General features: G+C 41.8%; 24 protein-coding genes. 9 read left to right on the top strand and 15 right to left on the bottom strand.

The features are described 5' to 3' along the window. Positions 1-58 precede the first annotated feature (58 nt). The 4 genes from CUU66_RS08325 to CUU66_RS08305 all read right to left on the bottom strand — a co-directional run bounded on the left by CUU66_RS08325 (position 59) and on the right by CUU66_RS08305 (position 2750). A complete protein-coding gene (locus CUU66_RS08325; protein ID WP_101641221.1) occupies positions 59-616 on the bottom strand; it encodes a DUF5366 family protein in 558 nt (185 codons plus the stop codon). 97 nt (positions 617-713) lie between these two features. Further along, complete coding sequence (locus CUU66_RS08320) at positions 714-1103, bottom strand: hotdog fold thioesterase (RefSeq protein WP_101641220.1); 390 nt, start codon at positions 1101-1103, stop codon at positions 714-716. 322 nt (positions 1104-1425) lie between these two features. Then, entirely contained in the window at positions 1426-1758 is a 333-nt protein-coding gene (locus tag CUU66_RS24545) for a hypothetical protein (protein ID WP_101641219.1), read from the bottom strand. 725 nt (positions 1759-2483) lie between these two features. After that, the gene (locus tag CUU66_RS08305; protein ID WP_257967931.1) at positions 2484-2750 is read right to left on the bottom strand and encodes a hypothetical protein; all 267 of its coding nucleotides are present in this window, start codon (positions 2748-2750) and stop codon (positions 2484-2486) included. Positions 2751-2957: 207 nt separating this feature from the next. Here CUU66_RS08305 and CUU66_RS08300 point away from each other — a divergent pair, with 207 nt between their 5' ends. Continuing rightward, positions 2958-3380 carry a GNAT family N-acetyltransferase gene (locus CUU66_RS08300; protein WP_101641216.1) on the top strand — a complete coding sequence of 141 codons (423 nt, stop codon included), beginning with the start codon at positions 2958-2960 and terminating at the stop codon, positions 3378-3380. Between the two features lie 128 nt (positions 3381-3508). Here CUU66_RS08300 and CUU66_RS08295 read toward each other — a convergent pair whose 3' ends face one another. Beyond that, positions 3509-5014 (bottom strand): leucyl aminopeptidase, encoded by a 1506-nt coding sequence (locus CUU66_RS08295; protein ID WP_101641215.1) that lies wholly within the window; start codon positions 5012-5014, stop codon positions 3509-3511. A 431-nt stretch (positions 5015-5445) separates the two neighbouring features. Between CUU66_RS08295 and CUU66_RS08290 the strand changes: the two genes are divergently transcribed. Both CUU66_RS08290 and CUU66_RS08285 read left to right on the top strand, forming a co-directional pair. After that, entirely contained in the window at positions 5446-5922 is a 477-nt protein-coding gene (locus tag CUU66_RS08290; RefSeq protein ID WP_101641214.1) for a divergent PAP2 family protein, read from the top strand. A gap of 10 nt (positions 5923-5932) precedes the next feature. Then, a complete protein-coding gene (locus CUU66_RS08285; protein WP_101641213.1) occupies positions 5933-6763 on the top strand; it encodes a cobalamin-binding protein in 831 nt (276 codons plus the stop codon). Between the two features lie 23 nt (positions 6764-6786). Here the strand turns inward: CUU66_RS08285 and CUU66_RS08280 are convergent, their stop codons facing one another. From CUU66_RS08280 to CUU66_RS08270, 4 genes are all read right to left on the bottom strand, one after another. Further along, on the bottom strand, positions 6787-7497 hold the full coding sequence (locus tag CUU66_RS08280) for a 3D domain-containing protein (protein WP_101641212.1): 711 nt from the start codon (positions 7495-7497) through the stop codon (positions 6787-6789). Between the two features lie 209 nt (positions 7498-7706). Further along, the gene (locus CUU66_RS08275) at positions 7707-8024 is read right to left on the bottom strand and encodes a YuiB family protein (RefSeq protein ID WP_101641211.1); all 318 of its coding nucleotides are present in this window, start codon (positions 8022-8024) and stop codon (positions 7707-7709) included. 127 nt (positions 8025-8151) lie between these two features. After that, the gene (locus tag CUU66_RS24095) at positions 8152-8274 is read right to left on the bottom strand and encodes a YuiA family protein (RefSeq protein WP_180955212.1); all 123 of its coding nucleotides are present in this window, start codon (positions 8272-8274) and stop codon (positions 8152-8154) included. 293 nt (positions 8275-8567) lie between these two features. Further along, positions 8568-9785 (bottom strand): NAD(P)/FAD-dependent oxidoreductase, encoded by a 1218-nt coding sequence (locus tag CUU66_RS08270; RefSeq protein ID WP_101641210.1) that lies wholly within the window; start codon positions 9783-9785, stop codon positions 8568-8570. Positions 9786-10200: 415 nt separating this feature from the next. Between CUU66_RS08270 and CUU66_RS08265 the strand changes: the two genes are divergently transcribed. Continuing rightward, positions 10201-11196 (top strand): NAD(P)/FAD-dependent oxidoreductase, encoded by a 996-nt coding sequence (locus CUU66_RS08265; protein WP_101641209.1) that lies wholly within the window; start codon positions 10201-10203, stop codon positions 11194-11196. A 157-nt stretch (positions 11197-11353) separates the two neighbouring features. Further along, positions 11354-11683 carry a hypothetical protein gene (locus tag CUU66_RS08260; protein WP_101641208.1) on the top strand — a complete coding sequence of 110 codons (330 nt, stop codon included), beginning with the start codon at positions 11354-11356 and terminating at the stop codon, positions 11681-11683. A gap of 620 nt (positions 11684-12303) precedes the next feature. Here CUU66_RS08260 and CUU66_RS08255 read toward each other — a convergent pair. After that, entirely contained in the window at positions 12304-12666 is a 363-nt protein-coding gene (locus CUU66_RS08255) for a HesB/IscA family protein (RefSeq protein ID WP_101641207.1), read from the bottom strand. 179 nt (positions 12667-12845) lie between these two features. Here CUU66_RS08255 and CUU66_RS08250 point away from each other — a divergent pair, with 179 nt between their 5' ends. Further along, entirely contained in the window at positions 12846-13529 is a 684-nt protein-coding gene (locus CUU66_RS08250) for a DUF2225 domain-containing protein (RefSeq protein ID WP_101641206.1), read from the top strand. Between the two features lie 76 nt (positions 13530-13605). Further along, positions 13606-13884, top strand: a complete 279-nt coding sequence (locus CUU66_RS08245) for a hypothetical protein (RefSeq protein ID WP_101641205.1) — start codon at positions 13606-13608, stop codon at positions 13882-13884. A gap of 140 nt (positions 13885-14024) precedes the next feature. On the opposite strand, the gene CUU66_RS08240 is transcribed toward CUU66_RS08245, so the two are convergent. Next, the gene (locus tag CUU66_RS08240) at positions 14025-14261 is read right to left on the bottom strand and encodes a YuzB family protein (RefSeq protein WP_101641204.1); all 237 of its coding nucleotides are present in this window, start codon (positions 14259-14261) and stop codon (positions 14025-14027) included. A 375-nt stretch (positions 14262-14636) separates the two neighbouring features. On the opposite strand from CUU66_RS08240, the gene CUU66_RS08235 reads away from it, so the two are divergent. Continuing rightward, positions 14637-15704: an NAD(P)/FAD-dependent oxidoreductase gene (locus CUU66_RS08235; RefSeq protein WP_101641203.1), complete on the top strand. Its 1068-nt coding sequence runs from the start codon at positions 14637-14639 to the stop codon at positions 15702-15704. 64 nt (positions 15705-15768) lie between these two features. On the opposite strand, the gene CUU66_RS08230 is transcribed toward CUU66_RS08235, so the two are convergent. Beyond that, positions 15769-16098, bottom strand: coding sequence for a YuzD family protein (locus CUU66_RS08230; protein WP_101641202.1), 330 nt, complete (start codon positions 16096-16098; stop codon positions 15769-15771). Positions 16099-16339: 241 nt separating this feature from the next. On the opposite strand from CUU66_RS08230, the gene CUU66_RS08225 reads away from it, so the two are divergent. After that, on the top strand, positions 16340-16576 hold the full coding sequence (locus CUU66_RS08225) for a NifU family protein (RefSeq protein WP_101641201.1): 237 nt from the start codon (positions 16340-16342) through the stop codon (positions 16574-16576). A 54-nt stretch (positions 16577-16630) separates the two neighbouring features. Here the strand turns inward: CUU66_RS08225 and thrB are convergent, their stop codons facing one another. From thrB to CUU66_RS08210, 3 genes are read right to left on the bottom strand one after another with little or no spacing between them, the layout of a single operon-like run. Beyond that, on the bottom strand, positions 16631-17545 hold the full coding sequence (gene thrB, locus CUU66_RS08220; protein WP_101641241.1) for a homoserine kinase: 915 nt from the start codon (positions 17543-17545) through the stop codon (positions 16631-16633). Positions 17546-17559: 14 nt separating this feature from the next. Beyond that, a complete protein-coding gene (gene thrC, locus CUU66_RS08215) occupies positions 17560-18618 on the bottom strand; it encodes a threonine synthase (RefSeq protein WP_101641200.1) in 1059 nt (352 codons plus the stop codon). A gap of 5 nt (positions 18619-18623) precedes the next feature. Next, positions 18624-19913 carry a homoserine dehydrogenase gene (locus CUU66_RS08210; protein ID WP_101641199.1) on the bottom strand — a complete coding sequence of 430 codons (1290 nt, stop codon included), beginning with the start codon at positions 19911-19913 and terminating at the stop codon, positions 18624-18626. Positions 19914-20171: the final 258 nt, after the last annotated feature.

Raw genomic sequence — 20171 nt, 5'->3', positions numbered from 1 at the left:
TCTTTCCGTCCCCTTTTCTGTTTACCCCATGCTTTCTGCATTAAATTGAACAACTACTTTACAGGGGCAGGCTGGCCAATATACTGTTATATAACTTTAGTAATGAAAATCCGACGATTAACAGCAACGTGGACCAGACCAAAGTATGAAAGAAGATCATACCCGTAAGTCCTGCAGTAGTTAATACCGGACTAGTTTGATAGACCATATAGACAAATGCGGTTAGAGTTGATGCCAAAAAGATGAGGATAATACCAGGCAGCCAGCCTGAACTCCCTATTGATGCCAATCCCCCTATAAAAAAAATGATGGAACATTTTCGAATTCCTTTCAGCGACTTTCCTTCTGAGTCCTTTGAAAAGAACAGCAGCGATAATTCAAGAATGGTATCTGATATAAGCTTCAAAGCTGAAAACACCATAAAGAAGACGAGAAGGAAAACGATTAAAAGGGTAAGCTTCAGTCCTGCTTCGGAAAAGAACTCCCGCATGCCGCTGTATATGCCGATTTGTTTTAGAAGGGTGATCGATTTCATTTCCGTACATACTGCTAAAGATAAACTAAAAAGAATGATTGCCATTAAAGGAAAATAGCCCGTAAAATATGTATTTTTCATGATTGCCTCTTTTTGTAATGGAAATTGTGCGCCCGGCTCACTGTGCGTAAAGCAGCCGGCATACCGTGGTGTTTAAAAGGTATTAAACGTGATTTGCTTAGTTATGCGCAAGTTTGATGACAGCAAGCGTACACCTGGATACAGAAATTAGCCGATCCTGCTCATCCGTAATCTTAACTTCCCAAACCATGGTTGTCCTCCCTTGATGCAATACCTGGCCAGCCGCATAAACGATTCCATCTTTTTTTCCTCTTATATGGTTAGCGTTAATTTCCAGCCCCACTACTCCCTCATGTTCCTTATCAACTAATTCATAGCCGCCAATACTGGCTACTGTTTCGGCAAGGGCAACCGAGGCCCCGCCATGCAATAATCCAAAAGGCTGACGCGTTCTGTCATCTACAGGCATTGACGCCTTGACTGAACCGCGGGCAACCTCCAGTATTTCAATACCAAGTGCATGTAAAAGCGTTTTAGATGTATCCATTATTTCCTCCTCATTTATATTTTATTTTTAAAGGCTCTTTTCTAAAAGATTGTTGTTTTTTAATAGTTCGGTGAACCTACCCTATTGTTAAACAGGTTGATTGGAACGTAAGGTGCGAGACTCCTCGATCCGGCTCCAAGCTGAGACACTCGAGTCATAAGCCAATCCGTCTATGGGAAGAAAAGCACTCCCCACAGCCAGCTCGTCTTATGCTTGGCTAACGCACGATGCACAGGATGTGCGAGCCAGGCGGGGTCACAGGACGTGGCCGTTCAAGCGTGGTAAGTGCGACTAAGCTTCTGTCTTCACTGTCGTTCGCCAATCAGCAAGTCTTCTTTATCGTGTCTCTGCCTGCCAATTTTGTTAAGTATTTTATATTTATTAAATCAACATTGAGCTTTAAAATATCAAATGATTGGCAGGCACCGCTTTCCGCCTTTCTGCGCGGGAGCAGCGGGTATTGTCCAGCTCCGGACTGACACCGCGGGTCTAGCCAATCGCCATTAAAAGGCAAAATCGGCCTTTTACTGCCGCTAGTCTTATGCCCGGCTAACGCACGATGCACAAGGATGTGCGAGCCAGGCGGGGCCACAGGACGTGGCGTCACAAGCGTGGTAAGGGCGACTAAGCTTCTGTCTTCGCTGTCGCTTGCCAATCAGCAAGTCTTCTTTATCAGGTGTCTGCTTTTCTTTTAGCGTTTTGTCCTCTAGTAAAAAAGATTATCATTCAGCTTTTGGATGGATCTTTTCTTGAAAAGCACCGTCCTCCGCTTTTCGATCAGGTGAGACCCCACAGGCGAAGCCGAGGAGGCTCGGGCGCCCGCCCCTAAGGTCCGCGAGCATCCTCACGTTCCAATCAACCCCCTTGTTCAAAAACAACAAAGTTTTCTGCGAAAACAGCCTTTTTACAAGAGCTTTTAGCCTTCGATTGCGAAGCATCCGAAACGGGACTCCGGCTTTTTGCAAATAATTCGATGCGCACAGCTTTACATGCCATCCGTTCATCTTTAAAAATCCAAATAAAACTGCAGTCCGATAATCTCTGCCATTATATTTTCAGCATAATACAATTTCCAGTCGTTAGCATAGAGAAAAGGGTAAAAAACTGCTGTTTCCCCCTTATGTATATCAGAAAAACCTTTTTCTGCATCATTTGTGTTATAGCACTTAATTAACGAATTGCAGGCAGCTTCCTTTATACAGTTGTTGCTGTTACCTATTCGCTATCCACTGCGTTGTTCCTTCAATTTTGCAAAAAAAAGTTATGTGGCTTCCATTTGGCAATCTGGAGTACGAATGAGGTTTCAATCGAAGGGGCGCTCCGCTCAGAAGGCACCCCATTCAATAGGTAGTGGTTCCAACCCTCTTACAGCCTGAATGATTAATAATATCCGCCTGGTCCTACTCCATATCCTCCAAGTCCTGCTCCATAGCCTCCGTACGCTCCATATCCTGGATATGCTCCAAGTCCCGGGGCCGGAGGAATTGCGCCTCCATAGAATGGATAAGGCCGGGGCCTCAAGATTGCACTCCCGATCAAGCCGCCTACCAGGCCTCCAAGGAACGGTGCACCTATGCTCCAGCCGGATCCCCCATAATACGGCCGCCTGCCATAGCCGCCAAAACCGTAAACCGGTCTATAGCCCACAAGAATTACCTCCTCTTTGTCTGGCTTAGTATTCTATATTATGTATGCCTGATAAGTAGGAATTGAGTGGGCTTAAAGGACAAAAAACTACTGGACTGGGAGATGATATCTTGTGCCGGCACAATCTTTAAAGCATGCATTCTTTAGTATGTTATATATATAGCTTTATAGGTTAAAAAGTAATCAGCATTTTTGTGGAGGTAAAATATGAAAATCACTAAGGCAGTGGAGCAGGAAGATAGGAATTTCATTCGAAAAAAGGTGATCGAACATAATGCTTCTTACATACCTGATGAAGTAAAACATCCAATCCAACAGATAAATTTTATCCTAAGAGATGATAAAGAGAATATTTTAGGCGGCATAACGGGAACGATTTTTTGGTATCACTTACATATTGATTTTTTATGGGTCGATGCATCCATCAGGGGCAGAGGGTACGGGAATAAGTTATTAAATGATATTGAGGAGTTTGCAAGAGAAAATAGTTGCAACCTTATTCAACTGGATACATTTAGCTTCCAAGCTCCAGATTTCTATCAAAAAAACGGCTATGAAGTAGCTGGTGTAATAGAGGATCACCCTGTTAAGGAACTCAGGCAGTATTATCTTTTAAAAAGGTTGATTTAATAGGGTAAGACGCCGGGGCTTTAGGTTTGCTGCAAAACAGGATGGGCGGCATTGAATCCTATTTCTCCCCCAGCACATAACAAAACCTAAAGAAAAAGCCGAGGCTCTGGCACTCGGCTTAATCGGTTTTATTCAGCTGCAGATTCAAATCTTTCAACTAATAGGGCTAGAGTTCTGGTCATGACTCCAGTAGCGCCGGACGTTCCAAGCTCTGAGTCTCTCTTAGCTGTCGAAGTACCTGCGATGTCCAAGTGGACCCATGGTGTTTCTTCTGCAAATTCCCCTACAAAAGCACCTCCCATAATGGCATGGCCTTCTCGTCCGGGAGAATTATTTAAATCAGCTAATTTACTATTTCTTACACGTTTCTTATCTTTTTCTGTAATTGGAAGCCTCCACATAGGTTCTCCGGCTTCAGCGGAAGCTTCCAGCACCTGTTCAAATAAGGCTTCATTATTTGTCATCGCACCTGTCATTTCAGAGCCAAGAGCGATGATAACTCCGCCTGTCAAAGTTGCTACGTCTACAAGATAATTGGCTCCATGCTGCTTAGCGTACGTTACCGCATCTGCCAGCGCAAGACGGCCTTCAGCGTCTGTATTTGTCACTTCAATGGTTTTACCGCTCATAGACGTAATTACGTCATCAGGCTTGAATGCTTCAGCACTTACCATATTGTCTGTCGAGGCAATTACGGCTACTACATTCTGTTCCGGTCTCATTTCACCTATGATTTCCATTGCCCCAAGAACAGCCGCTGCACCGCCCATATCCGTTTTCATGCCTACCATGCTTTCACGCGGTTTTAGGGAATAGCCTCCTGTATCGTAAGTAACTCCTTTACCGATCAGGCCGATAACATCTGTCCAGTTCTCTTTGCCTTGATATTTTAAAACAATCATCTTAGGCGGCTCAACTGATCCCTGGTTTACAGCCAGAAGCGCACCCATCCCAAGCTTTTGCATCTCTTCTTTATCTAAAATTTCAGTTTCGAAACCATATTTTTCACCGAGGCTCCTGGCATATTCGGCAAGATCACTTGCTGTCAGCATATTTGGGGGCAGATTGACAAGATCTCTTGCAGAGTTTGTCGCCTTGCCGTAAACATAGCCTACTGTCAGGGCTGCTTTAATGTCAGCCTCATCAACAGCCGTGAACACATGTAATTCTTCAATCTTTTTTTCAGGTTCGTTTGGCTTTTGTTTATATCCTTCAAATTGATATGACGCAAGAGCAAACGCTTCACTTATGGCATTTGCGGCATCCGTCGCACTGATTGTTTCGATCGTGAAGGATTCAAGATCGATAGCCGCACCCGGTGCTTTTGTACCTTTTAGCTGTTTGAAAGCTTTACCGGCCGCCTCCTTTAAGGTCTCAAAGGATAATTCTTTTTCTTTTCCCAGACCTACAAACACTAATTGCTTAGCACCCAGCTTTCCTAATGTATGGATTTTGGAAACCTTCCTAGCTTTTGCAGAAATTTCCCCATCCTTTAACAGCTCGGTAAGCTGGCCGTCCAAGACTTCATCCGCACTTTTTGCATACTCAGAAAATTTAGCTGGTTTGTCATATATACCTACAATTACTAATTCAAGCTGCTGATCAACAGATAAATGGTTATGTATATGAAACATATAAAAGCACCTCCAAGTTTTAACCATTTTATTATAACTAATTTTTCAATTTATTTCGAATTAAAAACTTTATAGTTGCTAAATAAAACCTCCTTTTTCATGTGAACCGGGGGAGTAACGTTTTACCAGGGAGTCAGAAGTTTATCTTTCTATAGATTGGTTTAAAGGAATACATATATACAAAGGATAAAAACATGAAGAAGATGTTGTACGTTTGACATATGCTTCTACATGTATCACTTAGCTACCTTCCAATAAGAGTATGCTGCCATTATGGAAGCGGCTGAAACACTATAGAAATTACGATGTACAGGAGATTTTTGAGGGGTAGGTTGATTTTTAGGGGGTAAATGGATAGTACGATTACGACTCTTTTAAAGACTCAGCCTGCCCATAATATTAATAAATATGGAATTTAAAGGAGATTATGAATGGAGATACTGTTAAACTTTCCCTTGCTCTCGGCACTTCTCGCTATTTTCTTTGCACAGTTTATAAAAGTCCCCATCCATTATATTGCACTTCGAAAGCTGGATTGGTCTTTGTTAAACAGTACTGGAGGTATGCCAAGCTCTCACTCTGCAGCAGTCACCTCACTTGCTACAGGAGTTGCGATTGAGAGCGGCCTTCACTCAAACGTATTTGCTGTTGCTGCGTTATTTGCTATTATTACTATGTTCGATGCTACAGGTGTCCGAAGACAGGCTGGGGAACAGGCTGCTGTACTGAATAAACTGGTCATTGATTTCGGCAAATTTACAGCAGAAGCAAAAAATTGGCAGCAAAAAGGCCCAAAAGAGAAACAAAAGGAACTGAAAACACTTCTTGGCCACAAGCCAATCGAGGTATTTTTTGGCGGTTTGACAGGTATTTTTTTAACTTTACTTTTATACAAGTTTCTATTTTGAGGGTGAGAGCATGAGAATTATTTCGATATGTCCAAGTAACACGGAGCTTTGCGTTTTTCTTGGCGTACAGGAGCAGCTGATTGCTGTGGACGACTTTTCAGACTGGCCGGAATCAATTATCAGCCTTCCGAGGCTCGGGCCGGATTTGTCCATTGATATGGAACGTACGGAAAGCCTGAAGCCTGATTTGGTACTGGCTTCTTTAAGTGTTCCAGGCATGGAAAGGAATATTGAAGAATTACAGAAGAGGAATATTCCCCATGTAGTACTCAATCCACAATCTCTTGATGATATTGCAGAAGATCTCCACACTGTGGGGAAACTGCTGGGTATTGAAGAACTAGCAGCAGAAAGAATACGAGTTTACAAGTCTTTAATCAGTACGATCAAGGAGATCTCTGACACCATCACTGAGAGGCCTTCCCTCTATTGGGAATGGTGGCCAAAGCCTATTTTCACTCCCGGAAAGATAAACTGGCTGACTGAAATCAGCCGGCTTGCAGGAGCACAGAATCTCTTTCAAGATGTAGAATTGGCAAGCGTCCAGACAAGTGATGCAGATGTGGCGGAAAGGAACCCAGATGTCATTTGTCTGGCATGGGTTGGAGTGCCATTGAGGAAAGTACAGCCTGGCATTGTAAAAAAAAGGCCGGGATGGGACCGCCTGAATGCAATTAAAAATGACTCTATACTAGTTCTTGAAGAACCCCTATATTGCAGACCTTCCCCAAGGCTTCTTGACGGGCTGATCAAGCTGGCAAAGATTTTGCATCCGGAAAAATACAGGGATATAAACAGCGATGGGTTATGGAACACAGAAACAGCAAAAAGGAAGTCCTAAATCATTTTGGGACTCCCCTTTTTCTATTCATTATTCTTTTTCATGAGCTCCTGCTTAACCACCTGGAGTTCCTTACTCTCATTTAATGCTTTCAATGTTGTTTCCTTTAGTTCACCTTTGCCGCGCTTTATGATATATATGTCTAATGTTTTCTTTCCCCAATATGTATAAACGTCTTCAACTGTATCATAAAACAAGTCCAATTCGTTACCTCTTATGGCTCCGCCCTTATCGGCAACAACTCCATACCCATATCCTGGGATAAACAAAATTGTACCGAGCGGGAACACGTTTAAATCAGCAGCAATCGTTGAAAATAAATCCCGCTTCACTTTCACACCTGAATAGGTAATTCCAAAGCTTGGACTTGATGCCTGTTTGCCAGTCGATTCGTACCCTGCTGTATAGCCAGTTGCTGTTACGGTGGTTTTAGGGTAATTTTTATAATTTGCATACTTGCCTAAACCTTTAGCCCCGGCAGAAGAAGCTTTTACTGAACTTGACGATATTTTAAGAGCGGCGGGATATGCATGCTTTAAACTCTTAGTACTCAGACCGAGATAACGGAAAGTATGTGTGATTCCCTCCTGGATATTCCTTGAACCATCGGATATCCAAATGGTTTCTGCTTTTACTCCTGTTATACTAAAATAGGTCGAGTGCAGGGCTAACATGAATAAACATAAAAATAACACTCTCAAAGAAATGTTTTTTATTTTTATCAATATAATCATTCACTCCTCTCATCCACTATTTCTTCCCCATTCCAGAGAGAAATATTCCTTTAAGGAGTGACCTGTAAGCAGCCTGAGTTAAATAAACCCCATCATAGCTGCTTTTTTTATACTAAATAAAAAAAGCCTGAATCCAGGATTCCCCCTGAATTCAGACCCTCGTTCCTAAAAGCCGGCAATGTTTGCTCAACTATGCAAACAAGCTTCCTTTAAAACATTCTGTATCCTCTTTCACGCAGCATTCTAATGGTAATCCCTGCCCCTAATGCACCCAGCAATCCGAAACTTAAAATTAAAATATCAGCCAGATGCAGGGATAGGATTTTATCCCAGAGCTTAGGGAATGCAGCACCCGGTTCAGTAAAATAGACTGCTAATCTTTGATCATTGATAAAAAGTGCCGCAATGATTGGATAACAAATAGCAACCAGCCAGGTTTTTCTCAAAAGCATGTTCATAATGAAGCCAATACCAAATAACAAAACAAAAAACAATACCATCGATATAATTAGAATGGCTATATTCATGGAAAATTTGTCCTCCCTAGAAACATCACTTTCTAGTGTACTTAATGTACAAGGACTCGTCAATAATACATCTTAGCAGCCGTCTTTTTTGTTAACATAAGAAAAACTCCACAAGGATGGTGGAGTTTTATGCTTCATTTTCAACCGTGCCGCTTCCTTCACAGCATGAACAAGTTTCCGATCCTCCTAAAAGGAGCTGAAAGTAGCCTTTACCTGAACAATACGTACATTCATTTTGATTTCTCTTCATTTTTTATATCCCTCCGATATTTCCTTTGTTGTCAGATAATATATCAAGGATAAGAAAAAAAATAAATCTCATTAAGAGCCGATTTCACCCCATGTAAACGGATACATACGGCTTTTCCTTTTATTATCTAACTCAATGTCAAAAATACAGAAAATTTAAAAAACTTTTTCATTTTTAGTACAGGATTATTATGCGGTGAGAATGCGAAGAACATTCATCTTTCTGTACTCAAGCTTCTTACTTGATTGTACACAAAAAAGACTGCCTTTCCAGGCAGCCTCTGATGTACATTATTAAAAGAACTTAAATTTACCTTTTTTAAGTGTTAGACCAACGCCGCCTATCATGAATAAAGCGCGGTTATCAACCATTTTCTTCATGAAAGAAGCTTTGCTTCCCGTTACCTTTTTACCAAAGACAACACCGATCGCATCATCTTCCCCTAAAGAACATACCGTTCCTTTATTATCGAAATGGAACGTGTCTAAGTGTTCCTGCTGGCGGACTAGTGCTGTAATGTTTTTAGCGACCAGTTCACCTTGCTGCATAGCAATTTGGGCAGTTGGCGGATACGGGCGGTTAATTTCTTCGTTGATAACTAAAGAGCTGTCACCGATAACAAAGAGATCTTCATGTCCTGGTACTCTTAGGTTAGGGTCCACTTTAACACGTCCACGCATAGCTTCAATTCCGGATTTCTCAATAACGGAGTTTCCACGTACACCGGCAGCCCACACAACTGTACCAGCTTTGATTTCTTCTACTTCTTCTTCGCCTTTTCCAACAATGATACCTTCAGGAGTAGCTTCTTTGATGGCAGTTCCAATTCGGAATTCCACGCCTTTTTTCTCTAATTGAGAAGTGGCATAGGAAACCAGTTCAGGATCGAATCCAGGCAACACCATTGGAGCTGCTTCCACACAGATAATGCGTACTTTATGGAAATCTACATCAAACTCTTTGCAAAGCTCAGGGATACGGTTCGTAAGCTCCCCAAGGAATTCTATACCTGTGAAACCTGCTCCGCCGACAACAATAGTCAGGCGCTCATCCCGTTTTACTGTTTCGTTATGATAAGTTGCAAATTGTAATTCAATATGCTCTCTGATCTGGCGTGCACTGTTCACGTTTGAAATCGTGAATGCATGCTCTTTAAGGCCTTGAATACCAAATGTTTCAGATTCTCCGCCTAAAGCTACGACAAGATAGTCATAAGAGACTTCCCCGTTTTCAAGAATAACCATTTTTTCAGATGTCTTAATCTCTACAACTGAATCCTGGATGAAATCTACTTTATTTTTATCGATTACATCACGGATGTCATAACGTACACGATCAGGGCTGAGAGTCCCAGCTGATGCTTCATGCAGCCAAGTTGTTTCATAATGGTAATCATTTTTGTTTACTAGTACGAGATCTGCTTCATTTACTCCTAAGCTTTTCTGCAATCTGGTAGCAACCATCAAGCCGCCATAACCAGCGCCAAGAATAACAATTTTAGGCTTTCTCACGAGTATCAAATCCACCTTTTTTATATTGTAATGTTCTTATGTGTCAAATCACAACAATTCTTACCTTTATAATAATTGTATATGAAAGCATGAAGTTTGTGATATAATTCACGAATTAGTTCAAAAAAATGTTAGAGATTTGTCACAGAATGTTAACATGTTCTACACTACATATTATTCCTTTTTAAAAGACATTTCAAGTCAAGAAATCGGAAATTTTACGTTAACAGATTTTATCAGTCCTTCCATTTGAGTAATTCCCTTTTACAACGATTGTAAGCGTATACCAAGGTGAAAAGTTTTAATTTTCCGTTTTTTCTTCTTTTTCTAGTGATATCAAGGGCTTTCCGCAGGACTATCATTTTTAATTTGTGATAAAATAATAAAAGACTGAATTTACTTGGGAGGTACCAGAGTGAAAGAAAACCAAACTGTTTATGACATTACCATTATCGGAGGCGGGCCAACCGGGCTTTTCACGGCTTTCTACGGCGGCATGCGCCAGGCTTCCGTTAAGATTATAGAAAGTCTTCCTCAGCTGGGCGGACAGCTGTCTGCTTTGTATCCTGAAAAGTACATATACGATGTAGCAGGCTTTCCAAAAGTAAGGGCACAGGAACTTGTTGACAATCTTAAAGAACAAATGTCAAAGTTCGAACCGACTGTATGTCTGGAGCAAGCTGTTGAAAAGGTTGAGAAGCAGGCTGACGGCGTCTTCAAAATTACAACGAATGATGAAATTCATTATTCTAAAACCATTATCATCACTGCCGGGAACGGTGCATTCCAGCCCCGCAGGTTAGAGTTAGAAAATGCAAGACAATATGAAGGCAAGAACCTTCACTATTTCATCGATGACCTCAATAAGTTCGCCGGTCAAAAAGTAGTCGTATTCGGCGGCGGCGATTCCGCAGTCGACTGGGCTTTGATGCTTGAACCCATTGCAGAAAAAGTAAGCATCGTGCACAGACGAGACAAATTCCGCGCCCATGAGCACAGTGTGGAAAACCTTCAAAACTCTAAGGTAGAAATTAAAACTCCCTACATTCCTTCTGAAGTGATTGGGGACGAAAGCGGCATCAAGCAGGTTGTTCTAGAAAGTGCAAAAGGCGAAGAGAAAGAAATCCTGGATGTAGATGCAGTCATCATTAACTACGGCTTCGTATCATCTCTAGGGCCCATCAAAGAATGGGAACTTGAGATCGAGAAAAATTCCATTGTGGTTAATTCCAAAATGGAAACAAATATCCCTGGTATTTACGCAGCCGGCGACATTTGTACCTATGAAGGCAAAGCTAAACTGATTGCTACGGGCTTTGGAGAAGCACCAACTGCTGTAAACAACGCAAAAGCCTTTATCGATCCAAAGGCTCGAGTGCAGCCGCTGCATAGTACATCCATGTTTTCTTAAAACTATTGTAGACAGCCTTCCTGTTTCGTGCAGGGGCTGTTTTTTTGTACCTTCTTGGAAGGAAATATCTCTTCCCATGCAGTATAAGTATGAGGGAGTGAAAAACATGAAAACCTTTCTGATGAAAATTAACGATATATAGCCAAGCCAGATCTATTTGAACCAGGCCAAGTTAGACCATTTAACAAACAGCTTTACCTATAACAGCCCGCTGCCTATAAGAAATCTGGACGGAACCATTATATTTACTGACGGACATACAAGAGCATTCCTATATCACTCCAGAAATCACTCAGAAATTCCGGTATACTGGGATGAGGATGAACTGGATGAAGACTTATATAAAGCCTGTCTTCAGTTATGTGAGAGTGAAGGCATCAAAGTTATTGGAGACTTAAAGAATCGGCTCCTGCCGAATGATCAATATGAGGTAGAATGGATTCAAAAGTGTGTGGCGATTAGTTTAGAATTAAGCGAAAAAAAATAACCAGGCTTTTGCGGCCTGGTTGTTTTGCTGTATTGCAATACGGGAAATAATTTGGGAAATGGGGGACAGTCCTCCTTAAGCATATACTCGCCACAATAAGCATAATGGGACTTTTATAAGCATATCCCCTCTAAAATAAGCATAGAAAAGATGAAGATAAGCATAAAACCTAAAGAGATAAGCATAAACAGTTAAAACTTAAGCATAAAACCAAAAAGCCTAAGCATAAAAGGCAAAATCTTAAGCATAAAAACTCCAGGTCAGTACCTAAAGAGAACTTAATTCAGCTAAACTCAACGATATCTATCCTTTTATATGAGGTTGAAGGACCCACAGTAGACTTTTTCATGAAAAATCCAGCTTTATAACATAAGAACGGACCTCAAAAAGAATATTTTCGTACCCTGGTATCCAAACAGTCCTGTTCCCTTCATCCATCTTTTTACTCTTATTAGCTCATAATATATAAAAAGGATGCTCTCATCCAAAAAAGTCACTATCCCACGGAGGAGGATATAGGCTAATTTCCATTCCCAAACGAAAGGCACCGCTTAAGTATGTTACATAACTTAAGCGGTGCCTTTTTATTTATCCAAAGCAACACTTACCGCAATTTCACCTTAACACTCTTCCGGTTTTCCCGCATTTACAGCTGTACGGAAAGAGGATCCGCATCCGCAAGCAGCTATCGCGTTAGGATTGTCGATGGTAAATCCGCCCCCCATTAGGGATTCTTTGTAATCAATGACTGTTCCCTTCAAAATGGAAGAACTTTCATCATCTATTAGTAAAGTTAGTCCATGCTGTTCGAGCTTAGTATCGGATTCGCCTATTTCATGGGCAAATCCCATTCCATATGAAAGGCCGCTGCATCCGCCGCCGTTAACAGATACTCTTAAAAAAGCATCTTCTTCTTCATTTTGTTTCATCATATCTTTAATATGGAGCGCAGCAGCTTCTGTTAGAGTTATTAAATCACTCATCATTTTTGCCTCCTAATTATATTTCTTTATATTGTATAGTATATATCAGTTTATTTATTGTGCTCAACTTTGCAGTTTACTCCGACAAATAAGTACATATAGTATTTTTGTACCATTAGTCCTATAATGATACTTAACAGGGTAAAATTACCTATATTTTCTACTAAGGGGAGCTGCAGATGGAACAGATTACGCCTTTTTACGAAAAGAAAGCTGACTGCATTTTCTGCGGCAGAAATTTTAGTTCAACAAAGCTCCGTTCGAGATTTATAAAGATTGTGAGTTATGATACAGATTTTCGTCCAATTTATTCGCATCAAGAAGCGAATTCATTATTATATAAAATCCTGGTTTGTCCCCATTGCGGTTTCTCCTCTACGGATGAGTTTTCCGCCTCTTTTCCTCCATTCACAAAAGAATTAATCAGAGAAAAAGTCACAAGCGTGTGGGTACCGCAGGATTTTGGCGGTAAACGCACTCTCAAGGACGCCATCAATACGTACAAGCTTGCTTTATACTGCGGTCAGCTAAAAAAGGAGAAGCACGTCACTTCCGCAGGATTACTGCTAAGAATTGCCTGGCTGAACAGAGATACACAGCCTGAGAGCGAATTCCGATTCCTTTCTTTGGCCCTGAAGGAGTATGATGAATCCTTTTCTTCTATGGACTATAGAGGCACACAGATGTCAGAAATTAAACTGCTTTATTTAATAGGAGAAATTTCCCGCAGGGTGGGGGATATTTCAAAAGCAACCAGACATTTCTCAATGGTGATAGAGCGGCAGAGACAGACAACAGAAACAAAAATTGTAGAAATGGCGAAAGAACAATGGCATCAGATTAGGCAGCTGCAGTCTCATTAACTATACAGAAAAAGGAAATCCGCAGTCGGATTTCCTTTTTCTAGTGTAAACCAAGTATACAGTTTGAGTATATATAATGGTTGAGCTTCGGACTGCCTTCTCCCTTCATCTGCCAATTATAGGAGGAAGCACACTTCCTGTTGATTGCCCGACTTATGCTTGGCTTACTAAGGCGGTTATGCTTCTGTCTTCTTATCAGGAGTCTGCTTTTCTTGTAGTGGATGAAGAAATACAAAAAGCTAGCCATTATAAGGCCAGCTTTCTTAAAAATGAAGCAGAAAAGCACCGTTCTCCGCTTTTCTTTGTGTCCAGCTCCGAACTGCCATCCTCCCGTCATAAGCCAATCAGTCCATGAGAAGAAAGAGCGCTTCTCACGGCCAGCTCGTCTTATGCTACTCGGATGGCTGCCTTCAATTAAAGCTCATTTATAACTTAGATAGCTAAACATTCATATAAAAAGCAGTTTTTTTGAAGGCACCGTTCTCCGCTTTTCTATTAGAACATTGGATTTTCTTCCAAGTATGAATATATATTTTGAACAAGCTCATCTGGACTTTCTCCTGTTACGACATCGCCGTTCACCAGGGCGAAGAAGCTGGCTGCACATTTACCGCAATAACCAAGGCAGCCATATTCGACGATATCCAGATCAGGATCCCTCTCCAGTTTTTCTAGAGCTTCCTGAGATCCGCTCGCCAGATTACTTATGCAGAATTCTATGATCGGTTGCATACCTTCACCTCACTGTTAACGCCATAATCCTACCTTTTTTTTCAAATTTAGTCAATCTTTCGGCTCATGGTAAAACTTGTTTCCTTTGAAGAAATTGGGGTAGTCTACTTATGTATGAAATGATTCCCCTTTGTCTCTTCCTTAGTATTGCCAATAATTTAAAAATACGTAATTATATAATTCTATTGAGATTTACCATTAATTTCGCTATACTTTTAATGGTATTTAAATATAACATTATGAACCTTTTCATTTAAAAAATCTATTAAAATCGCTGCATCCGGTTTCAATATGACATATTGATTGCCTTATGCTGGTCTGTAACCTTTGTATACTTGTTAGAAGCTATTTTATACGCAAAAGGGGTTAACGAACATGAAGAATCTTGTACTACTTGGCGGGGGCTATGGCGGAATGAGAATCCTGCAGAGACTGCTTCCAAATCAGCTTCCAGAAGATACTGCCATCACCTTGATAGACCGCTCGCCTTATCATTGTTTAAAAACGGAATATTATGCACTTGCAGCCGGGACCGTTTCAGATCAGGATGTACGTGTTTCATTTCCAGAGCATGAGCGACTGAATATTTTATTCGGGGAAATTACTGAAATTAGTTTAGAGCAGAAAAAAGTATTCCTTAAAGACAGAGAGCCGGTAAGCTATGATGATCTTGTGATTGGCCTCGGCTGTGAGGATAAGTTCCATAACGTCCCTGGAGCAGATGTGTATACCTTAAGTATACAGACTATTGAAAAATCCCGTGCCACGTATCAGGTGCTGAATAATCTGGCACCAGGTTCGAAAGTGGGAATCGTAGGGGCTGGCCTGAGCGGAGTTGAACTTGCGAGTGAGCTCAATGAAAGCCGGCCGGATTTAAATGTGGTTCTTTTCGACCGCGGCGAACATATTCTATCCGCCTTCTCTGAGCGTTTAAGTAAATACGTACAAAAATGGTTTACTAAGCACAATGTAGAAATTGTTAATAAGGCAAACATTACAAAAGTAGAAGATAAATTGCTCTTTAATCATGATGAACCGCTTCCTTTTGATGCAATTGTATGGACGGCAGGAATACAGCCAAACAAGGTCGTTAGGGACCTTCCTGTAGAAAAGGACAAGCAAGGACGCGTCATCCTTACACCACAGCATTTTTTACCAGGCAATGAAGACGTTTTTGTGGTTGGGGACTGTGCCAGCCTTCCTCTTGCACCAAGTGCCCAGCTTGCTGAAGAACAGGCTGAACAGATTGTTGATATCCTAAAGAAGAAATGGGCCGGAAAGCCTCTGCCTGAAACTATGCCTTCCATTAAATTAAAAGGTACCATGGGATCGCTTGGCAGCAAGCATGGCTTCGGACTGGTCAACGATACGCCAATTACTGGTCGTGTTGCACGCTTAATCAAGTCAGGGATTCTATGGATGTATAAGTATCATAATGGATAATGAAAAACAGCAGTACGCACCAAAGCGTACTGCTGTTTCGTTTATACTGAACTTTCCCGCATCGTTACTCCTGAGCCTGCTTATACCCGTATTTCTCCATCTCAGCTACAATGGTCTTTAAGCGCGGGTTTCCCTCGCCGACAATTTCGGATTCTATCAGAACAACAGGATAAAACATATCTTCTTCAATCACTCTTCTGGCAAATTCCTTTTTAACGTGTTCTTCTGGAGGGTTTTCGATATCTATGTAACTAACCCGAAAGGACTGGTTCGGGAATTTTCTTGTTAATGCTGCTTCCAGCCATTCATAGGTTTCTTTTGAAGATGGAAGGTTTACACAGCTGGGACATAACACTTCAGCCCCGTACACTTGGATTTCTACTTCTTTGCTCATTTATAGCTTCCCCCTGCCTTTTTCCGGAATATAATGATTTAGGAACTGATAATCCCGACTGAAGAACTGTAAATTGGGATTACATATGATCTGCTATAACTTTATGAACCTGTATTTATTTTAACTGAAATTTCCTCTGATGATAAAGCAAAATCGTTCTATCCCACATATTTGATGTATTTTCGAATAGCTTTTTAGGTTCAATGTGATTATAATAAGTATAGGAAAGGAGTGGATAGGTATGTCTGAACAAGAAATGACTGAACAGGTTCAAGAGGTCCTTGATAAGCTTCGTCCGTTTCTTCTTCGTGACGGCGGAGATTGTGAGCTTGTAGATGTAGAGGATGGCATTGTAAAATTACGTTTACTTGGTGCATGCGGAAGCTGTCCAAGTTCGACCATTACTCTAAAAGCAGGTATAGAGCGCGCGCTGCTGGAAGAAGTTCCTGGAGTAGTGGAAGTTGAACAAGTATTCTAATTTGATTTAAATGTTTTCCATATAGTAAAGCGATTCCCGGCGGAATCGCTTTTTTTATCGTTCATGCAGGCTTAGGGGTGAATCGGTTCTTTCTACTATACTGCCCTTGTTGTCAATATCCAGCACAGTTACCGTGTATTCAGGAAAACGACGTGCAAGAAAAAGTGCGGCGCTTGATGCCTTATCACTCTCTGCTAAACAAATGATCGTTGGGCCGGCACCGCTTAATGCCGAGCCAAATGCTCCTGCTTCTCGGGCAGCATGTTCAATCCGTTCCATATGCGGCACCAGATTCCTTCTAAAAGGCTGGTGGAATAGGTCCTGCTTCATCATTCTTCCTGCTAAATCGTAGTTTTTGGAGAGAAAAGCAGCAAGGAATGTATTGGATACTGCGCTTGCTTTTACCGAATGCCTAAAAGACAGCTCCTCTGGCAGAACATTCCTCGACTCCTCCGTGGGCAGTTCATGTTCAGGTATCACAGCAATCACACGTATATCCTCAACAGGAAAGCTGACAAGCTCAGTATCCCCGTCCCCATGCACCCCCACAACCAAACCGCCGCATACAGAAGCGCCTGCATTGTCGGGGTGTCCTTCATATTTCGAGGAAATTCTGACTTTATCATCTCTGGTCAGGTTCAGCCCGCCAATTGCATCCGCCAGTTCTATCCCTGCAACAATGGCTGAAGCACTGCTTCCAAGCCCCCGTGTTAATGGAATTTCACTTGATATCACGAGCTTGCACGGCTCTAGCTTCTTCCCGAATTCAGCTGCAGTCTCCATCGCAATCCTGCAAATAAAATGGGACCCATCCTGCGGAAAAATCTCCAGCTCCTTAGACAAGTGGATGATTTCCCAAGATTCTGAGGGATACACATCAACCTGCAGATAGAGACCTAAAGCAAGGCCGATCGAATCAAACCCAGGTCCTAAATTCGCTGTACTTGCAGGAACTTTTATCTTGAACATCTTCCCTTTGCTCTTCACCTGACCACACCCATAATATGTTTTACAATCGCTTCCTCATTGCTTGGAAGAAGAACTGGTTTTATTTCACTGTAGTCAACTGCAGAAGAAGGATCTTTTAAGCCATTGCCTGTTAAAACAGCGACAATCCTTAAACCGCTCTCTATTTCTTTTGTTTTTAGCTGTTTAATGATACCCGCAATGGATGCACATGAAGCCGGCTCCGCAAAGATTCCCTCTTTTCTTGCAAGCAGCTTATAAGCAGCTAAGATTTCGTCATCAGATACTTCATCGATTTTACCGTCAGAAGAAGCAGCAGCGTCAACCGCCAGATTCCAGCTGGCCGGATTCCCAATACGGATAGCCGTCGCAATCGTCTCTGGATTTTCAAATACACGGTTATGGACAAGAGCAGCAGCCCCTTCTGCCTCAAATCCCCTCATCTGTGGGAGACCTGTTCCTCTTAATGTGTGATACTCCTTGAAGCCTTTCCAATAGGCGGAAATATTGCCGGCATTGCCAACCGGTATGGCTAAGATATCTGGGGCTGAACCAAGGACATCGCAAATTTCAAAGGCTGCCGTCTTCTGGCCTTCAAGACGGTAAGGATTTACAGAGTTCACCAGGGAAACGGGGTGAGTCTCACTGATATTGCGCACCAGCTTTAATGCCTGGTCAAAGTTCCCATCTATAGCTACGATTTCTGCTCCATACATAATGGCCTGCGCCAATTTACCAAGCGCAATCTTGCCATCCGGAATAACAACGATACATCTGATGCCAGCCCTCGCGGCATATGCTGCAGCAGCCGCCGATGTATTGCCTGTGGACGCACAGATAATGGCATCACTTCCCGATTCTATCGCTTTGGCAACAGCCATGACCATTCCCCGATCCTTAAAAGAACCTGTAGGATTTAAACCTTCATACTTTACATGCAATTCCACTCCGAGCTCTTGTGATAAGTTGGCACAATAAATGAGCGGCGTATTTCCTTCATGCAGTGAAAGCTTAGGCGTATTTTCTGTGACCGGTAAATAATCGCGGTATTCTGCTAATAATCCCTTCCAGCTCATATGATTCATTCTCCCTCTACCCGGTACGTACTTTTAACTTCACGAACCATTTCGTATTCTTTTAATTTATTTAGAATGTCCTCAAAACCTTTTAGAGTCGCATTATGAGTGATGACAACGATTTCGGCGAGTTCATGCTCCTTAATCGGCATCTGCAGGATTTTTTCAAAGCTCACCCCATGCTCTGAGAAAATGGAAGTGATATTTGCAAAAACGCCTACCTCATCCTTTACATGGAGCCGCACAAAATATTTGGCGTGTATTTCACTCGGGGTCTTCAGCGATTTCTTGTATTGTGGGGAAATGGCACTGTTTCCCGTTACACCGAGACGCATGTTCTTCATTACCCCTACCACGTCAGAAACAACCGCTGTGGCAGTAGGCAGGCTGCCGGCACCAGGTCCGTAAAACATGGTCTCTCCGACTGCCTCTCCATATACATAAACGGCATTATATTCATCATTTACCGAAGCAAGCGGATGGGTCTCCGTCAACAGGGCCGGCTGAACGCTTACTTCCACCTTTTCTCCATTCCTGGAGGCAATGCCAATCAGCTTCATCGTATACCCCAGCTTTTTGCTATAGCTGATATCTTCCTCGGTGATGCCTGTAATTCCTTCTACTTTTACATCAGAAAGATCAATGGGCATAGAGAATCCCAATGTTGAAAGAATAGCCATTTTGCGGGCTGCATCCAGTCCCTCAACATCAGCTGAAGGATCGGCCTCTGCAAATCCGAGCTGCTGGGCTTCTTTTAGAACCTCTTCATAAGGACTGCCGAATTTATTCATTTTGGTTAAGATGAAGTTGGTTGTTCCGTTTACGATCCCCATCATCTTGGTAATCCGATCTGAAGCAAGACCTTCAACCAGGCCTCTTAAAATAGGTATTCCTCCGGCTACACTTGCCTCATAAAATAAATCACAGCCGTTGGACGTCGCCTCTGTTAATAATTGATTCCCGTGGAGCGCCATTAAATCTTTATTGGCAGTCACGACATTCTTTTTATTTTTCAAAGCCTTCAAAAGGTAACCCTTCGTTTCGTCAATACCTCCCATTACCTCTATTACCACATCAATCTCTGAGTCTTCTAAGATATCATCAGGATTGACGGTCAACAATTCTTTATCAATTTGAACATTCCGTTCTTTATGAATATCTTTAACAAGGACTTTCTTTACTTTTACAGGGCAGCCAATCTGATGCATCAATTTATCCTGGTGATTTTCAATGATTTTAACCACACCTGACCCCACTGTTCCAAGCCCCAATAACCCGATTGAAATAACATCCATATCTGCTTCCCCCTCTTTGTTCTTTTGGAAATTACAATTGTTTATGTATAAAAGACATTATAGTAGTCTTTATTCAATATTACAATAGTAAGAATCTAACTATACAACTTGAAAACGCTTTCCTTCAAGAAGTAGTTAGAAAATTTAAATTTATCTTCATATAAATATCCGCAGCTAACACGTGTCTGAAAACATGAAGTAGTTGAGCGGAGTATACTATCTCCGCCTCCATTACACCAATTAAGGATTATATTAGGT

The organism is Peribacillus deserti (genome assembly GCF_002863585.1).
Classification (GTDB): Bacteria; Bacillota; Bacilli; order Bacillales; family DSM-1321; genus Paraperibacillus; species Paraperibacillus deserti_A.
Note: the sequence above shows the minus strand (reverse complement) of the source record. Positions and strands in the feature narration are given on the sequence as shown.

Bases quoted from the DNA above. Each gene is read 5' to 3' on its own strand.
- CUU66_RS08325 (WP_101641221.1), bottom strand. From the start codon at position 616: ATGAAAAATACATATTTTACGGGCTATTTTCCTTTAATGGCAATCATT.
- CUU66_RS08320 (WP_101641220.1), bottom strand. From the start codon at position 1,103: ATGGATACATCTAAAACGCTTTTACATGCACTTGGTATTGAAATACTG.
- CUU66_RS08300 (WP_101641216.1), top strand. From the start codon at position 2,958: ATGAAAATCACTAAGGCAGTGGAGCAGGAAGATAGGAATTTCATTCGA.
- CUU66_RS08295 (WP_101641215.1), bottom strand. From the start codon at position 5,014: ATGTTTCATATACATAACCATTTATCTGTTGATCAGCAGCTTGAATTA.
- CUU66_RS08290 (WP_101641214.1), top strand. From the start codon at position 5,446: ATGGAGATACTGTTAAACTTTCCCTTGCTCTCGGCACTTCTCGCTATT.
- CUU66_RS08285 (WP_101641213.1), top strand. From the start codon at position 5,933: ATGAGAATTATTTCGATATGTCCAAGTAACACGGAGCTTTGCGTTTTT.
- CUU66_RS08280 (WP_101641212.1), bottom strand. From the start codon at position 7,497: ATGATTATATTGATAAAAATAAAAAACATTTCTTTGAGAGTGTTATTT.
- CUU66_RS08275 (WP_101641211.1), bottom strand. From the start codon at position 8,024: ATGAATATAGCCATTCTAATTATATCGATGGTATTGTTTTTTGTTTTG.
- CUU66_RS24095 (WP_180955212.1), bottom strand. From the start codon at position 8,274: ATGAAGAGAAATCAAAATGAATGTACGTATTGTTCAGGTAAAGGCTAC.
- CUU66_RS08255 (WP_101641207.1), bottom strand. From the start codon at position 12,666: ATGAGTGATTTAATAACTCTAACAGAAGCTGCTGCGCTCCATATTAAA.
- CUU66_RS08250 (WP_101641206.1), top strand. From the start codon at position 12,846: ATGGAACAGATTACGCCTTTTTACGAAAAGAAAGCTGACTGCATTTTC.
- CUU66_RS08245 (WP_101641205.1), top strand. From the start codon at position 13,606: ATGGTTGAGCTTCGGACTGCCTTCTCCCTTCATCTGCCAATTATAGGA.
- CUU66_RS08240 (WP_101641204.1), bottom strand. From the start codon at position 14,261: ATGCAACCGATCATAGAATTCTGCATAAGTAATCTGGCGAGCGGATCT.
- CUU66_RS08235 (WP_101641203.1), top strand. From the start codon at position 14,637: ATGAAGAATCTTGTACTACTTGGCGGGGGCTATGGCGGAATGAGAATC.
- CUU66_RS08230 (WP_101641202.1), bottom strand. From the start codon at position 16,098: ATGAGCAAAGAAGTAGAAATCCAAGTGTACGGGGCTGAAGTGTTATGT.
- CUU66_RS08225 (WP_101641201.1), top strand. From the start codon at position 16,340: ATGTCTGAACAAGAAATGACTGAACAGGTTCAAGAGGTCCTTGATAAG.
- thrB (WP_101641241.1), bottom strand. From the start codon at position 17,545: ATGTTCAAGATAAAAGTTCCTGCAAGTACAGCGAATTTAGGACCTGGG.
- thrC (WP_101641200.1), bottom strand. From the start codon at position 18,618: ATGAGCTGGAAGGGATTATTAGCAGAATACCGCGATTATTTACCGGTC.
- CUU66_RS08210 (WP_101641199.1), bottom strand. From the start codon at position 19,913: ATGGATGTTATTTCAATCGGGTTATTGGGGCTTGGAACAGTGGGGTCA.